Source organism: Candidatus Marithrix sp. Canyon 246, from assembly GCF_001723685.1.
GTDB lineage: Bacteria > Pseudomonadota > Gammaproteobacteria > Beggiatoales > Beggiatoaceae > Marithrix.
The window spans coordinates 244,678-261,337 of the sequence record NZ_MCBX01000038.1; the positions used below are offsets into that span (position 1 = coordinate 244,678).

15 protein-coding genes are annotated in these 16,660 nt (G+C 35.3%); 3 read left to right on the forward strand and 12 right to left on the reverse strand.

Features of this window, described 5'->3' with window-relative positions:
- The first annotated feature begins 71 nt into the window (after positions 1–71).
- From BHU68_RS13870 to BHU68_RS13880, 3 genes are read left to right on the forward strand one after another with little or no spacing between them, the layout of a single operon-like run.
- Positions 72–593, forward strand: coding sequence for a YcjF family protein (locus BHU68_RS13870; protein WP_083234087.1), 522 nt, complete (start codon positions 72–74; stop codon positions 591–593).
- A gap of 47 nt (positions 594–640) precedes the next feature.
- On the forward strand, positions 641–2,254 hold the full coding sequence (locus BHU68_RS13875; protein WP_069472670.1) for a cyclic peptide export ABC transporter: 1,614 nt from the start codon (positions 641–643) through the stop codon (positions 2,252–2,254).
- Positions 2,255–2,262: 8 nt separating this feature from the next.
- On the forward strand, positions 2,263–3,006 hold the full coding sequence (locus BHU68_RS13880; RefSeq protein ID WP_069472669.1) for a P-type ATPase: 744 nt from the start codon (positions 2,263–2,265) through the stop codon (positions 3,004–3,006).
- A 70-nt stretch (positions 3,007–3,076) separates the two neighbouring features.
- On the opposite strand, the gene BHU68_RS13885 is transcribed toward BHU68_RS13880, so the two are convergent.
- From BHU68_RS13885 to pyrR, 12 genes are all read right to left on the reverse strand, one after another.
- The gene (locus BHU68_RS13885; RefSeq protein ID WP_069472668.1) at positions 3,077–3,274 is read right to left on the reverse strand and encodes a hypothetical protein; all 198 of its coding nucleotides are present in this window, start codon (positions 3,272–3,274) and stop codon (positions 3,077–3,079) included.
- A gap of 284 nt (positions 3,275–3,558) precedes the next feature.
- Positions 3,559–5,799, reverse strand: a complete 2,241-nt coding sequence (locus tag BHU68_RS13890; protein ID WP_069472667.1) for an ABC transporter substrate-binding protein — start codon at positions 5,797–5,799, stop codon at positions 3,559–3,561.
- Positions 5,786–6,664 carry a prohibitin family protein gene (locus tag BHU68_RS13895; RefSeq protein ID WP_069472666.1) on the reverse strand — a complete coding sequence of 293 codons (879 nt, stop codon included), beginning with the start codon at positions 6,662–6,664 and terminating at the stop codon, positions 5,786–5,788. Before BHU68_RS13895 ends, BHU68_RS13890 begins: the two co-directional genes overlap by 14 nt.
- Positions 6,665–6,698: 34 nt before the next feature.
- Positions 6,699–7,118 (reverse strand): DNA polymerase III subunit chi, encoded by a 420-nt coding sequence (locus BHU68_RS13900; RefSeq protein ID WP_069472665.1) that lies wholly within the window; start codon positions 7,116–7,118, stop codon positions 6,699–6,701.
- Complete coding sequence (locus tag BHU68_RS13905; RefSeq protein WP_069472664.1) at positions 7,102–8,604, reverse strand: leucyl aminopeptidase; 1,503 nt, start codon at positions 8,602–8,604, stop codon at positions 7,102–7,104. Before BHU68_RS13905 ends, BHU68_RS13900 begins: the two co-directional genes overlap by 17 nt.
- A gap of 17 nt (positions 8,605–8,621) precedes the next feature.
- Positions 8,622–9,098 (reverse strand): transcription elongation factor GreA, encoded by a 477-nt coding sequence (gene greA, locus BHU68_RS13910; RefSeq protein WP_069472663.1) that lies wholly within the window; start codon positions 9,096–9,098, stop codon positions 8,622–8,624.
- Positions 9,095–12,310, reverse strand: a complete 3,216-nt coding sequence (carB, locus tag BHU68_RS13915; RefSeq protein ID WP_069472662.1) for a carbamoyl-phosphate synthase large subunit — start codon at positions 12,308–12,310, stop codon at positions 9,095–9,097. The genes greA and carB overlap by 4 nt, the downstream gene beginning before the upstream one ends.
- Complete coding sequence (gene carA, locus BHU68_RS13920; RefSeq protein ID WP_069472661.1) at positions 12,307–13,389, reverse strand: glutamine-hydrolyzing carbamoyl-phosphate synthase small subunit; 1,083 nt, start codon at positions 13,387–13,389, stop codon at positions 12,307–12,309. Before carA ends, carB begins: the two co-directional genes overlap by 4 nt.
- A gap of 15 nt (positions 13,390–13,404) precedes the next feature.
- Positions 13,405–13,983, reverse strand: coding sequence for a ribosome biogenesis GTP-binding protein YihA/YsxC (gene yihA / locus BHU68_RS13925; protein ID WP_069472660.1), 579 nt, complete (start codon positions 13,981–13,983; stop codon positions 13,405–13,407).
- Positions 13,970–15,247, reverse strand: coding sequence for a dihydroorotase (locus BHU68_RS13930; protein ID WP_069472659.1), 1,278 nt, complete (start codon positions 15,245–15,247; stop codon positions 13,970–13,972). The genes yihA and BHU68_RS13930 overlap by 14 nt, the downstream gene beginning before the upstream one ends.
- Positions 15,235–16,197 (reverse strand): aspartate carbamoyltransferase catalytic subunit, encoded by a 963-nt coding sequence (locus tag BHU68_RS13935; RefSeq protein ID WP_083234088.1) that lies wholly within the window; start codon positions 16,195–16,197, stop codon positions 15,235–15,237. The genes BHU68_RS13930 and BHU68_RS13935 overlap by 13 nt, the downstream gene beginning before the upstream one ends.
- Positions 16,194–16,655, reverse strand: coding sequence for a bifunctional pyr operon transcriptional regulator/uracil phosphoribosyltransferase PyrR (gene pyrR / locus BHU68_RS13940; protein ID WP_253180918.1), 462 nt, complete (start codon positions 16,653–16,655; stop codon positions 16,194–16,196). The genes BHU68_RS13935 and pyrR overlap by 4 nt, the downstream gene beginning before the upstream one ends.
- Between the last annotated feature and the right edge of the window lie 5 nt (positions 16,656–16,660).

Consider the following 16,660-nt stretch of genomic DNA (forward strand, 5'->3'; position numbering starts at 1 on the left):
ATCAAAATTTTTTTTATGTTAAAATTTGTTGTGGCTACTTAATTAGTAAGTTTTACAAAGTAAGGATAAATATGATAACTGAATCAAATAACACAAACGAAACGCCACTCCCTTCCATGGAAGAAAACCTACAACAACGGGTTGAAAGAGCTGATGAAGCTCATGAGATGGTCAAAAATTACGTATTTGGTGCTATGGCAATAGCGGCAGTGCCATTGCCACTAGTGGATCTGGCAGCAGTAACGGGTCTCCAAATTAAAATGGTACATAGCATTGCTAATAAATATGAAGTACCATTTTCTCAGAATTTAGTGAAATCACTGATAGCTGCTTTAACCGGTGGTGTTTTAAGTGCCACAACGGCTACATCAATTAGTAGTTTGGTTAAAGTGGTTCCGTTTATTGGACAAGCTGCCGGTTTTATTGGTGGTGCTGTTATGTTTGGTGCCACTTCTTATGCTATTGGTAAGGTATTTATTGAACATTTTGAATCGGGTGGCACTTTTCTTGATTTTGAGCCTGAAAACATGAAAGCGCATTTTCAACAGCTTTTTGAAGAAGGACAAAAGTTTGCCGCAAAAGACAGCAAATAGTCAACTTAATTTTATTGTATTCAGACCTGTCAGGTCTTTGAATTTTTATGAAAATACTCAACTATCTTGAAGAATATGATGTGCCAATTGCTCAGATTGGATTTATGACTGCCTTATCAGGTATGGCTAATGCGATGATATTAGTTATCATTAATACTGCGGCTGAAATGGTTTCAAATAATAACTTACAAACACAATATTTTTTGCTATACATTATTGCTTTTGTTTTATATGTTTATACGCAAAGGTACGCGCTTTCTCAAACGGTGGTTGCGATTGAAAAGTTCATTCGCAAAGTCAGAGTTAGAATTGCGGATAAAATTCGCTCGGCAGAATTGCATTTCATCGAACATAGCAAACGAGGTGAAATGTACACTCAACTCACTCAAGATAGTAACATTATTTCTCAATCTGGACTGCTTCTGATAGCCGCTGCTCAATCTGGAATGGTGCTGGTTTTTAGTTTTCTGTATCTGGCTTGGTTATCTCCTGTCAGCTTTTTGATCACTATTGTATTTATTAGTATTTCTGTATCTATCTACTGGTTTTATGAGAAACAAATTTCTAAACAACTCCATATTGCCACCCAAAAGGAGGCGCAATTTTTCGAGTATTTCAGTCATATTTTAAACGGTTTTAAAGAACTTAAAATGAATCGTAAAAAAAGTGATGACTTATTTGATCATATCGACATGCTTTCTCAGGAAACTGAAAAACTGAAAGTAAATGTGGGCTTACAACAAATCACTACTTTGATGTTTTCTCGTATATCTTTTTATCTGTTGTTGGCAATAGTGGTTTTTATTCTACCATCGCTTCACACCACTCATGCCGATGAAATCTACAAGATATCAACGACGATTTTATTCATTATTGGACCAATAGGCATGTTGGTGTCATCTTTACCAAGCTTATCTCAAAGCAATGTGGTTTTAGAAAACTTAAGTGAACTTGAAGCACAACTGGATGAGGTTATTATTGAAATTTATTTTCAACAACAACCTATTACGTCTAATTTCAAGCAAATTCAGCTTGACAAAGCTACTTTTTCTTATCCAGATCAGTATGGTAAGCCTTTATTTTCTATCGGTCCCATTAATCTGGAGATTAAAAAAGGGGAAATGGTGTTTATTGTGGGTGGTAATGGTAGTGGCAAATCAACTTTATTGAAATTATTGACAGGTTTGTATTATCCAAGCACCGGTTCTCTGAATTTGAATTGTGACCAAATTGATCAAACTCAATATGCAAGTTACCGCGAATTATTTGCAATTATCTTTACTGATTTTCACTTGTTTGATAAACTGTATGGTTTATCAAATATTGATGACAGGCAAGTTAAAGATTTATTACGCTTAATGCAACTGGATGAAAAAACCAAATATCGACAGGGAAAATTCACTCAGCTTGACTTATCTACAGGGCAAAAGAAAAGATTGGCTTTTGTAACCGCTATCTTAGAAAATAGGTCCATTTATATTTTCGACGAATTAGCTGCGGATCAGGATCCTCAATTTAGAAAGTATTTTTATGAAGTTATATTACCAGATTTAAAACAACAAGGTAAAACCATTATTGCGGTTACGCATGATGATAAATATTTCCATATTGCAGATAGAGTATTGAAGATGCAATCTGGTAAGTTAGTATATTATAAATAGGAGTAATTATGCATTATCTATTAGTATTTATTGGAGTAATTACCTATCTAGGTACCAAGTTATATGATGATATCAAAACGGAAGTAAAATCAAATCCTAAAGGTGATGAAAATAAGCAATACATGGCTAATGTTGGAACCACAATTCAGAAACGCTATGCCATCGCATCAACATCACTAGCTCTAGTAACACTGGGTAGTTTATTTTTTCCAGTGTTGATTTTCATTAGCGTAGCAGGAATTATATATACCACGATTCCTATTTGGAAAAATGCGATTCATGGTTTAAAAAAACCTCAATTTGATATGGCAGTTTTTGATTCTCTTCTCTTTCTTTTGCTTCTTATTACTAGACATTATTTTATCTTAGCTTTACTTAATTGGATATATTACTTAAGCAAAAGATTTGCTTATCAAGTTAAATATATAGAACAAATAATCCGCGCAACACAAATTTATAAAAAAATGCCAAAAGTGGTTTGGTTACTAAAAGATGGAGTTGAGATCGAAGTGCCGTGTGAAGAGTTAAATATTGGTGATACTATTGTAATTAATGCCAATGAGGTTATACCGGTAGATGGAGTTATTATTAATGGTACTAGCTTAATATATCAACATATTTTTACCAGCGAACTTCAATATTTGCAAAAAAATGTTGGGGATCAAGTATTTGCTGCAACTATTGTGCTATCAGATAGAATTTATATTAGAGTTGGTAAATCAAGTTCGGAAACTCTTCTGGTTCAAAAATAACTATAGACTTGTCAGGTGTTTAAAAACCTGACAGGTCTTTAAAAAACTATGTATATTTATCTGTTACCGATTAAGCGGTCTCAGCAGCTACTGATTCTTCCTTTTCACCCATGAATTTTTTCATTGCCCAATAAGTGCCAGCACCGATTAGACTAGCACCAACCACGGCGACTCCAACAGGATGAGCTATAAGGAATGCTTTAGTAGCACCACCAACTGTTGTTATGGGATGTGTTACTGCATTAGCAAGTACTGTTTCTGTTGCCATTTTATAGTTCCTTTTTAATTTTAAAATATAGTTAAACAATACATCTTAGGTTTTTTTATCACGGCATGATACCAGTACCAAAAGCAGTCCGATAACTGGGGTGAAGAGTATAGAACCAAAAAAAGCTCCCCAAAACCCCAAGTTTCGATTTCTACCCAAGAAACCAATGAATAAACATAGACCTATATTAAGGGCTAGGATTAAATAATAATGCATAACATTAATTTTATGGTATGTTTACCATGCATAGTCTATTATATATCTTTTAATTAGCATTAGTCAATCTATTTTATATTATTTTTTTTTAAATATGTAATCAGAATTTCAATGCGACGGTTTTTATTCCGACCATTTGGAGTTTGGTTAGACGCTATTGGCTCAGATTCACCCATACCTATTGCTTCTACTTTGTCACTAGGAATACCTTGAAGAATGAAGTATTCAGCAATATTATTTGCCCGTTGTTTCGATAATTTTTTATTAAAAATAATAGAACCAACACTGTCAGTATGAGCTATAATATTTACTTTTATCAATAAATCAAGACCGAGCCTTTGAACCAGAGATTTCAGAAAAATTTGTGCTTGCTTGCTTAATTTTTCTTTGCCAGAGGCAAAACTGGCTTTACCGGATAGGATATATTTTTCTTTCTCAATTATAACCGGGCAACCATTTAGTTCAATGGCAACTGTTCTAGGTGTTCCTTCACATAGATCTTTATAATCCTGTACACCATCTTGATCATGATCAACCGGACAACCAACAGAATCAACTCCTTTTTTAATTTGAAGGCTGCTATCATTGGAACAATTGTCACGATAATCAGGCACGGTATCATTATCACTATCTATTGGACAACCAATTTGAGTCCCTTGTTGAATAATACCTTTGGAAAGTTCAGTTGAACTATTTTTTGGACAAGCATCTTGATAGTCGGCAATACTATCTGTATCAGTATCAAGCGGACAACCTTTTAAATCTATACCTTTACTAATTTCATTAGTGATATTATTTGGACAATCGTCACGATAATCAGACACGGTATCATTATCTCTATCTATTGGACAACCAAGTGAATCAACCCCTTTGCTAATTTCATGTCTAAGATTATTTGGACAATCATCACGATAATTTTCAATTTTGTCTCTATCACTATCAATTGGACAACCTCTTAAAGCTCCTTTTTGATAAACGCCTTTTGACATTTCAATGGTGTTATTATCTGGGCAATAATCTAGGTTATTAGGAATATTGTCTTTATCCTGATCAATATTTCCACATTCTTCTTTAAATGAAACAAGCTTTTTTGTTGATTTTTTTAAACTTTCATATTCAAATTGCTGATCTTTGAAAAATTGAAAATATAATTGTTTATTAATTACATCACCATTGATTTGAAACTGGTATTGCCCAGCTGCACCTTGACAAGCTTGCATATATCGCAGTGTATCTGCAATTCTGATTGGAAGGCTTGATTGAGATTTTTTTATAGCATGTTCTAGCAATTTAACAGAATCATAGCCCAATGCTGCCATACGGTTAGCTTGTTGTCCTTGATATTGTTGTTGAAATTTTTTGATAAATGATTGTGTGACTTTGACTAAACTATTGCCATCAAATACTGTTGGTATAACTGACTTTTTGGTAAATATTTCAGAACCATCAAAACCTTCCCATTCTTGAACGGCATTCCAAAATATCTCTGTCTCTAAGTTATATCCCCCAATAAACGGTGCCATAATCCTCATATCACGGCTTTGTTTATAAATTTGTGCCGCTACACTGGCATCAGTAGAAACAAAAATAGCATCAAATTCCCGACCTTGTTTTAACTCAAATAATATATCAGTAAAATCGTTTTTACTCCTAAAAAAGGAGCGACGCAAAATAATTTTTATATTATATGTTTTAACTACATTATAAATAAATGAATTGGATAATTCAGTACCATAATTACCTCGATCATGCAGGACAATTATTTTTTTGTAACCAGCTTTATTAGTATAAGCTGCTAATTGTTTAGCTATTTCTTCGTTATGTGGACTGAGTCGAAAAACATACTTAAAATTGTTACTGGTCAAATTGATACTTGTAGAAGTGGGTGCTAGGAAAACAATATGATTAGATTGATAAACAATAGAAGCAGGAAACGCCAGCTTAGAAAATTTATGTCCAATAACTGCAACTATTTGAGAATTGTTTACAAATTCATTGGCTACATTCACCGCAACATCTTGTGATGGTTTTAGCTTGAGTGAAGTTACAATTTTTTCTTTATCATTGATAATCAGTTTAAGCTCTCGATTTAATATTTTGCCCTTCTGATTATTGATTTCCATTGCAGCTAATTTAGCACCTTTCACAAAATGACTATTCTTATCAGGCCATGCAATACCAATCACAATTTCTTGACTTAGCCTTTCTGTTTTCGGTTCCTCATCAGAAGATGATTTACAGGCATAAATTAGCAACACAGTCATCATTCCGACAATTTTGACAATTATTGATAATCTACTTTTTTCCATTTTCTATAGCCTGCTCAAGAGGGATATTGCCAATAATGGGTAATCCATTTTTACCAGCACCAATAACGATAACTTTCGCATTTGCAGATTTGGACAATTCTAAGGTTGCTTGAATACCATGCCACTTCATAATTTTTTGATTAAGCGTCTCAGAAATAATTTTGTGATAGTTGCTAATACCCTGTGCTTCAATACGTTTTCTTTTTGCTTCTTCTTCTGCTATTTTGAGTTGAAAATGATAAGCTTGATACTGTTGTTCTTTAACCAATTTGGCTTCAATGGCTTTTTTTACAGAATCTGGCAAGCTTATTGCCCGAATAACAACGTCATTGATTTTCACAAAATTTTGTCCCAATTCATCTAAGGCTTTCATAATAATTTCGGTCAGAAAATTGTCTTTGTTGATATAAATCTCTTCTGGATTATAATGACCGATTTGTTTACGTAAAATAGATTCAATTTCAGGGATGATAATGGTATTAATATAATCAGGACCTACTTGCTGATGGAGAACACTTAGCATTTCATATGCTGGATGAAAACGAATAGCCAAACTTAATTGAATTGGTAAACCACGATTGGTTAGCACTTCAAAATCATGGAACTTAGTCTGAATTCTGACATTATAAATGTACATATGATCCCAAGGGGCTATAATATTAACACCTTCTGGATAGACATAATCAGTCACAGTTCCACCAAAAAAACGCATATATAAAACTCCTGCTTCACCTGACTGGATAGTAATGACAATACGTTTATAAAAAAATACTAATATTAATAGTAATATTAGTAAAGTCACGATGAAGTATGGTAATTTTGATTTTAACCAATTTGAGATTTTTTTTAAAAATTTTTTTATCATCAATTAAGATTATTTGTTTCCATAAAAACCATCACTAACGATTAATATTATATTTTTGTAATTCATGCCCTTGTTGTTTATAAAATTTATAGCGTCTTCTTCCAGCTTCACGCGCTGGTTCTATATCGTCAACAATTTCTGCAATACGTTTAAATTTGCTAATACAGGGTGGTACTACTTCGCTTAAATTAATTAAAACATCCATATTTTCAGGAACTTCTTCGGTATAACCAATACAGATTGGACCCGTTGATGATATGTTGTGTGGCAAAAAGCTTTCTTCTTTATATGTCCATAATAATATATCAATATGTTGTGCAGCAACTAAGGAATTTGTGTGGATATAAATACTATTACCTTGTTGCCAAGCTTTTTCAACCAATTGGCAAGCTAGATGATCTTTTGCTTGCCAATTAGTTGTATGTAAAATATAAAAATTAACTGGAGCTGTCATCGCTACAGCGATTAATTAGGTATTGTGTTAATAATGGTACCGGACGACCAGTTGCCCCTTTGTCCTTTTTGCCTGATGTCCAAGCTGTTCCTGCTATATCTAGGTGTGCCCAATTATATTTCCTGGTAAAACGTGATAAGAAACAAGCGGCTGTAATTGTACCAGCTTCTCGTCCACCTATATTGGCAATATCAGCAAATGGACTGTCAAGATCACTTTGGTAATCATCCCACAATGGTAATTCCCAAGCTCTATCGCCACTAAATTTTCCAGCTGCTAATAAGTCATTAGTTAATGGGTTGTGGTTGGTCATTAATCCGTGAGGATATTTACCTAAAGCTACTACACATGCGCCAGTTAGTGTTGCTATGTCAATCACAACATCTGGTTTATAGTTTTGTTCTGCATAAGTTAAAGCATCACATAAAATTAGTCGCCCTTCAGCGTCAGTATTTAATATTTCAATAGTTTGCCCTGATAAACTTGTAACTATATCTCCGGGTTTAACAGCTTGACTACCGGGCATATTTTCAACTGCTGGAATAATTCCAACTACATTTATTGGTAATTGTAATTCGGCAACAGCAGAGATGGTTCCAAATACTGAGGCTGCTCCACACATGTCATATTTCATCTCATCCATGTCTTTTGATGGCTTGAGAGAAATTCCACCGGAATCAAAGGTTACACCTTTACCTACTAATACTATAGGATCTTTTTTCTTGTTGTTATTGTATTCTAATACAATAAAACGTGGTTTTTCTTTACTACCTTTGGCAACCGCTAATAAAGCACCCATGTCTTTCATGCGAGCTTCTGTTAGAATTTTGCAAGATAAATTATCATGCAGCTTGCATAAGCTTTTGGCTTTATCAGCTAAAAAAGTAGGTGTGCAATGATTAGATGGTAAATTTGCTAAATCTTTAGCTAATTTGACTCCATCTGCAATTTTTTGTGCTTCAAAACTAGCTTGTTCAGCCATTTGTAATTCACGACGTGAAGCTACGCTAAAAACTATTTTACGCAATGGTCGTCTTGTTGCTTCTTGTTGACTTTTTAATTGGTCAAAAGTATATAAGGCTGATTGTGCCGCTTCAATAGCTTGTCTAATACGCCATGCTGTATCACGTCCACGTACATTTAATTCAGTTAAGTGACAAACAGCTTCCATTGAACCAGTTTCATGTAAAGTCTGTATGGCTTTACGAATAATTTGACGATATTGATTGTCTCCTAATTCACGTTCACGCCCGCATCCTACTAATAAGACACGATCAGCCATAGTGCCTTTAATATTATGCAATAATAAAGTTTGACCAGCTTTACCTTCTAAATCTCCTCTGCGTAAAATAGCAGATAATTGTCCCTTACTTACTTCATCAATGCGTCTGGCAACGTCTGATAAACGACGTGGTTCATAAACTCCTACTACAATGCAAGCTGTACGTTGTTTTTCTGGATGACCACTTTTTACATTAAATTCCATGTTTCTCTCTAATTTTACTATTTATAATTAACTGCTATAATTTCATATTCGGTTTTACCGCTAGGTGCTTGTACCACGGCAACATCATCTACGAATTTACCAATTAAAGCACGTGCTATTGGTGAACTAATAGAAATCATGTTGGCTTTAATATCAGCTTCATCATCACCAACAATTTGGTATTTTACTTCTTTATCTGTATCAATATTAATTAATTCTACTGTAGCACCGAAAACTACTTTATCTTCAACTTTAATCTTTGAAATATCAATAATTTCTGCATTAGATAATTTACCTTCTATTTCAGCAATGCGCCCTTCGATAAAACTTTGTTGTTCACGCGCGGCATGATATTCAGCATTTTCTTTTAAATCTCCAAGTTCACGAGCTTCAGAAATTGCTTCAATGACTTTAGGGCGTGCTACAGTTTTTAACTGATGTAATTCATCACGCAACTTTTGTGCGCCTGTAATGGTCATTGGTGATTTTTTCATATTGTTGGGATTCCTTTTAATTCTTTATGTAAATTTTGTAAACTATTAACATCAGTAGCATTTAAGCTTTTTAATGCCAAAACAGTAGCTCTAGCACCAGCAATAGTTGTAGTGTAAGTTACTTGATGCTGTAGCGTTGTGCGACGAATCGCATAAGAGTCTGCTATTGCTTGTTTACCTGCTGTAGTATTTACAATAAAACTAATGTCATGATTTTTTATACGGTCAACTATATGTGGTCTGCCTTCATTGACTTTTTTAACAATATTGCAAGGAATACCAGCTAATTTCAGTGCTTCTGCGGTTCCTCGTGTTGCTAAAAGTTCAAACCCTAAATGAAGCAAATCTTTTGCAATATCAACAGCGGCTGGTTTATCAGCATCACGTACACTCAATAATGCTAAACCAGATTCTGGTAACTTACTACCAGCAGCTAGTTGTGATTTGGCAAAGGCTTCACCAAAAGTACGACCAATTCCCATTACTTCTCCAGTTGATTTCATTTCTGGGCTTAATAATGGGTCAACTCCAGCAAATTTCGCAAACGGAAATACTGCTTCTTTTACAGAATAATAATTAGGCACATATGTTTCTGTTATACCTTGTTCTGCTAAGCTACGTCCAGCCATACAACGTGCCGCTATTTGTGCTAAAGATAAGCTGGTAGCTTTTGATACAAATGGTACGGTGCGCGATGCTCGTGGATTTACTTCTAAAACGTAAATGGTTTTATTTTGAATAGCAAATTGTGCATTTGCTAATCCTATCACATTTAATGCAGTTGTCATACGAGTCATTTGCTCACGCAATTGATCTTGTATCATGGCTGATAATCCGTAAGGTGGTAATGAACATGCTGAATCACCTGAGTGTACACCAGCTTGTTCAATATGTTCCATTAAGCCACCGATTAGAACTTGTTTGCCATCACATACTGCATCAACATCAACTTCAATAGCATCTTCTAAAAAATGATCTAATAATACCGGTGAATCGTTAGATACAGAAACTGCATCACGCATATATATTCTTAATTCTTGTTGATTATATACGATTTCCATAGCGCGTCCACCTAAAACATAGGATGGACGTACTACTAAAGGATAACCTATTTCACTAGCTAATTCAATAGCCTGTTCAGCATTACGGGCTGTTCTATTAGGTGGTTGTCGTAAACCAAGTTTATTAATCAGTTGTTGAAAGCGTTCACGATCTTCTGCTAAGTCAATCGAATCTGGGCTAGTTCCAATAATTGGCGCACCAGCGGCTTCTAATGCCCTTGCTAGTTTTAATGGAGTTTGCCCGCCATATTGAACAATTACACCTTTAGGTTTTTCAATATCAATGATTTCTAATACATCTTCTAAGGTTAAGGGTTCAAAATATAACCTATCAGAGGTATCATAATCAGTAGAAACCGTTTCAGGGTTGCAGTTGATCATGATGGTTTCATAACCATCTTCTCGTAATGCTAGTGCAGCTTGAACACAACAATAGTCAAATTCAATCCCTTGACCAATACGATTAGGACCACCACCAAGTATTATAATTTTTTCGCGTTCAGTTGGATTCGCTTCACATTCTTCTTCATAAGTAGAATACATATAAGCAGTACTGGCAGCAAATTCAGCAGCGCAAGAATCAACGCGCTTGAATACTGGGCGAATATTTAACTTATGGCGTAATTCTCTAAAAGCTTGTTCTTTTACTCCGAATAATTCAGCTAAACGATGATCAGAAAAACCTTTGCGTTTTAAGTTACGCATACGATCAGCGTCTAATTTATCAAAACAACCAATACATAAACTTTGTTCTTCATCTACTAAATTGAGTATTTGAACTAAAAACCACGGATCAATTGCGGTTAAATCTTCAACTTGTTCTAAAGACCATCCCAATCTAAAAGCATCTGCTACATACCATAAACGCTCTGGTCCAACTTTTTGCAACTTCTCAGCTAAATTAATTTCAGAATCAGTATGAGAATCTAAACCATAAACTCCGACTTCTAAACCACGTAAAGCTTTTTGTAATGATTCTTGAAAAGTTCGCCCCATTGCCATGACTTCACCAACCGATTTCATCTGTGTAGATAAAACCGCTTCAGCTTGTGGGAATTTTTCAAAAGCAAAGCGTGGTATCTTGGTTACTACATAATCAATAGTCGGTTCAAAAGAAGCTGGAGTAGCACCACCAGTAATATCATTCGATAACTCATCCAAACTATAACCGACAGCTAATTTAGCCGCTATCTTAGCAATTGGAAAACCAGTGGCTTTAGAGGCTAGAGCTGATGAACGCGAAACCCGTGGATTCATTTCAATGATAATCATGCGGCCATTTTTAGGATTAACCGCAAATTGTACATTAGAACCACCAGTATCAACACCAATTTCACGCAATACCGCAATAGAGGCATTACGCATAATTTGATATTCTTTATCAGTTAGTGTCTGAATTGGAGCTACAGTGATAGAGTCACCAGTATGAATACCCATAGGGTCAAGGTTTTCGATAGAGCAGACAATGATGCAATTATCTTTACTGTCACGCACTACCTCCATTTCAAATTCTTTCCATCCAGCTATTGATTCTTCAATCAATAATTCATTGGTTGGCGATAATTCTAAACCTTGTTCACAAATAGCAATAAATTCTTCACGGTTATAAGCAATACCGCCGCCGCTACCACCTAAAGTAAAAGAAGGGCGAATTACCAATGGAAAACCAATTTTATTTTGCGCTTCAAAAGCCTGATCCATGTTGTGTGCAATCATAGCAAATGGCATTTCTAAGCCAATCTTCAGCATCGCAGTACGGAATTTATCCCGATTTTCAGCTTTTTCGATAGCTTCACTAGAAGCACCGATCATTTCTACATTGTATTTGGCTAATATACCTTCACGTTCCAAATCCAAGGCGCAATTTAAAGCGGTTTGCCCACCCATAGTAGGTAAAATCGCATCCGGACGTTCTTGTTCAATAACTTTAGTGACAGTTTGCCATAGAATAGGTTCTATATAAGTAGCATCAGCCATCTTAGGATCGGTCATGATAGTCGCTGGATTTGAATTGACTAAGATGACACGATAACCTTCTTCGCGTAAAGCTTTACAAGCTTGTGCCCCTGAATAATCAAATTCACAAGCTTGACCAATGACAATTGGTCCAGCACCAATAATTAAAATTGATTTTAAATCAGTACGTTTCATTTCATTAGCTCCACAAATTGATCAAATAAAGGCGCGACATCATGCGGACCGGGGCTGGCTTCAGGATGACCTTGAAAACTAAAAGCGGGCTTGTCAACAAGCTTAATACCTTGTAAAGAATTATCAAATAAAGAACGATGAGTAGCTTTTAAAGTAACTGGCAAACTAGATTCATCAATTGCAAAGCCATGATTTTGGCTGGTAATCATGACACAATCAGTGGCTAAATCTTGAACCGGATGATTGGCACCATGATGACCAAATTTCATTTTTGTAGTTTTAGCACCATTAGCCAAGCCTAATAATTGATGACCCAAACAAATACCAAACACAGGAATATTAGCGGCTAAAATTTCTTGAATTGCCGCGATAGCATAATCACAAGGTTCAGGATCACCGGGGCCATTTGATAAAAATACTCCATCTGGATTTTGCTTTAAAACTTCAGAAGCTGGGGTTTGAGCTGGCACTACGGTTACACGACAACCACGCTCTGCTAACATTTTTAATATATTACGCTTGACTCCAAAGTCATAAGCTATAACATGATATTTAGTAGCATCTGATTGCCATTCATAAGTTTCTTTAGTAGAAACTTGTTTGGCTAAATCCATGCCTTGTAAACCAGCAAAGTCTCTAGCGGCTTGAATTGCTGCCTCAGCATCAATATTTTCACCTGCGACTAAACATCCATTTTGTGCGCCTTTTTCACGTAATAAGCGTGTTAAGCGTCGGGTATCAATACCTGCAATGCTAACTACTTGATTACGTATCAAATAATTTTCTAAAGTTTCTGTAGAACGCCAGTTACTTTCTAATATTGGTAAATCGCGAATGACTAAACCAGCAGCAAATACTGCTTGCGATTCTTCATCTTCAGGATTAACACCAACATTACCAATATGTGGATAAGTTAAAGTAACAATTTGTTGAGCATAAGAAGGATCAGTTAATATTTCTTGATAACCTGTCATAGCTGTATTAAAAACGACTTCAGCAACACGTTGTCCGGCAATACCTATTGATTCACCATAAAATAAACTACCATCTGCAAGGGCTAATAAAGCAGCATGTTTCAAAATAAGCTCCGTATTTTAAAAAAAATCATTTAAGCGTGTTTGTACTTCTTCAATTCCAGTACGCTTTAGAGCAGAGAATAATTGAATAGTATTATTTTCTGCTATGCTTTTACGTACTTGTTGTAACACCATCATGGCTTTACCATAACTAAGTTTATCTGCTTTAGTTAGCAGTATGTGTACTGGCATATTAGATTGATTACACCAATTCAACATATGTTGATCAAACTCGGTTAATGGATGACGTATATCCATCATCAATATTAAGCCATGTAAGCATTTACGTGTATGCAAATAACGTTCTAAAGTTTTTTGCCAATGTAATTTCATCGCTAAAGGTACTTTAGCATAACCATAGCCGGGCAAATCAACTAAACGCCGATCTTCATCAAGGGTAAACAATACAATATGCTGAGTTCTTCCGGGTGTTTTGCTGGTACGTGCTAAGCCGCGTTGCCCAGTAATAGCGTTAATAGCACTAGATTTTCCAGCATTAGAACGCCCTGCGAATGCTACTTCAATTCCTTTATCTTCAGGTAATTGAGATAATTTATGGGCATTTAATAAATATTGGGCTTGTCTATAAATACTCATAAACTACTTTTCCATTAATAATAGTAAAATATACTTTAGCTTTTAATTCTTGGTTGAAAAAGGGTGAATTTTTGCCCATACTATACATAGTATCTTGAGTTAAATTCCAATTTTTATTAGGGTCAAAAATACATACGTCAGCGACTGTACCTACTTGTAAAGTACCGGCATCTATACCTAAAATTGCTGCGGGTTTTTCAGTTAAATAACTAAGGATTGTAATGAAATCCATCTCCATCTGTTCAGCAAAACGCAAACTCAGTGGTAATAAGGTATCTAAACCTGAAATACCAGCCGATGCCATAGAAAATGGACTTAATTTTGCTTCTTTTTCATGAGGTTGATGATCAGAACAGATAGCATTAATAGTATTATTTTTTAATCCTTCACCTAATGCTTGCTTGTCTAAACTACTACGTAAAGGTGGACAAAGCTTACATTGACTATCATAGAGATGAATATCTGTATCTGCTAACAATAAATGATGAATATTAACATCAGCTGTTACAGCTAAACCTTTGTCTTGGGCGTGCTGTATCATTTCTACCGATTTGCCACTAGATAAACGGCAAAAATGTGCCTTTACACCTGAGTTTTCCACTAATAATAAGTTACGAGCTACAGCAATGGTTTCAGTCTGCTCTGGAATAGCTGTTAAGCCTAAATGAGTACTGACAATACCTTCATGAGCGCAACCTGAATTTCCTAACCAAGGATCAAGAGGATGTAAAAATACTGTTAAATCACAGGTTGCTGCATAGTCTAAAGCATTACGTAATACATTGGTATTAACAATTGGTCGTACATCGCTGACAGCAATACAACCAGCTTGTTTTAAAATACCCATTTCGGCTAAATGTTCACCTTTTAAGCCTTTGGTTAAAGCTGCTAAGGGTAAAACTTTTGCCATACCGGTTTTTGCAGATCGTTGTTGTAATAATTCAGCTATAGCTGGTGAATCTATAACTGGATCGGTATCTGGTGGGCAACAAACGGTGGTAATTCCATTTTTGGCTGCTGCCTCGGTTTCGCTTATAATAGTAGCTTTATATTCTTCTCCGGGTTCTCGTAATCTGACACTTAAATCTATGAAACCGGGGCATACAATTTTATTTTTTGCATTAATTTCTCTAGCGGCAGTAAAATCACTAGGAGCTTTGCCAATAGCAATGATTTTACCATCAGCAATGTGTAAGTCTGTGACTAAATCTAAGTTCGCGGCGGGGTCAATTACCCGTCCTTCAGTAATGCTTATTGTGTCCATTGAATTGCACCTAAGCTCATTGCCATTACAGCCATCCTAATGGCTACACCATTATTAACTTGTTGTAAAATAACAGAACGTGGACCATCAGCTACGCGAGAGTCAATTTCAACTCCACGATTAATCGGACCGGGATGCATTACAATTGCATCAGGATGAGCTACTTTTAATGCTGATTCTGTTAAGCCATAATATTGAAAATATTCATAGGGGCTAGGTAGTAAAGCACTTTTCATACGTTCTCGTTGCAGACGCAACATCATTATCACATCTACACCAGCTAATCCTTTTTTTAAATCATTAAAAACTTTTACACCGAAAGTTTCTATACCAGTAGGTATTAAAGTTTTTGGTGCAACTACACGCACTTCAGAAACTCCTAAAATATTTAAAGCGTGAATATTAGAGCGTGCTACTCGTGAATGCAGAATATCACCAACAATCGCAACTGATAGCGGCGCAAAATCTTTCTTATTTTGACGAATAGTAAACATGTCTAACATTGCCTGAGTTGGATGAGCATGTTGACCATCACCAGCATTAATAATACTAATGTTAGGTGCAACATGTTTCGCCATAAAAGTTACAGCTCCACCGGCATTATGACGAATTACAAACATATCACAATGCATAGCTTCCAAATTACGCAGCATATCAATTAAAGTTTCACCTTTACTGCTGGAAGAGTTATTGATATTAAAATTTAACACATCTGCTGATAGACGTTTAGCTGCCAATTCAAAAGTAGTGCGGGTGCGAGTACTGGGTTCAAAAAATAAATTAACTACTGTTTTACCACGTAGTAATGGAACTTTTTTTACTGCTTTAGTGTCGATATTCAGAAATGAATCTGCAATATCTAATATCTCAATTAGTAATTTACGATTTAAACCTTCTATATCTAAAAAATGTTTAAGATGACCTTGATTGTTTAGTTGAATGGAATTCATGAGTTTGGACGAATCTCTAAAGATAATGGGTCGGGACCACATAATTTTATATGCTTGCCTTGTTCTAAAGATATTGAACAACCTAGAACATCTGGTTGAATTGGTAATTCTCGTCCATTACGATCTATCAATATAGCAAGTGTCACACTTGCAGGCCGACCATAATCAAAGATTTCATTAAGAGCAGCTCGTATTGTACGTCCTGTATGCAAAACATCATCAACTAAAATAATATGACGATCATCTACTTCAAGTGGTAAGGCGGTTGGATCAACATAAGGATGTAAACCAATACTACTAAAATCATCTCTATAGAAAGAAATATTTAATATTCCTAATGGTTGTGATAACTCTAATAACTTATGCAGACGTTCTGCTACCCAGACACCACCTGTCTGTATGCCTACGATTAATAATTCATCACGATTTGTGTATCGTTGTTTTAATTCGTTCGCCATGCTAA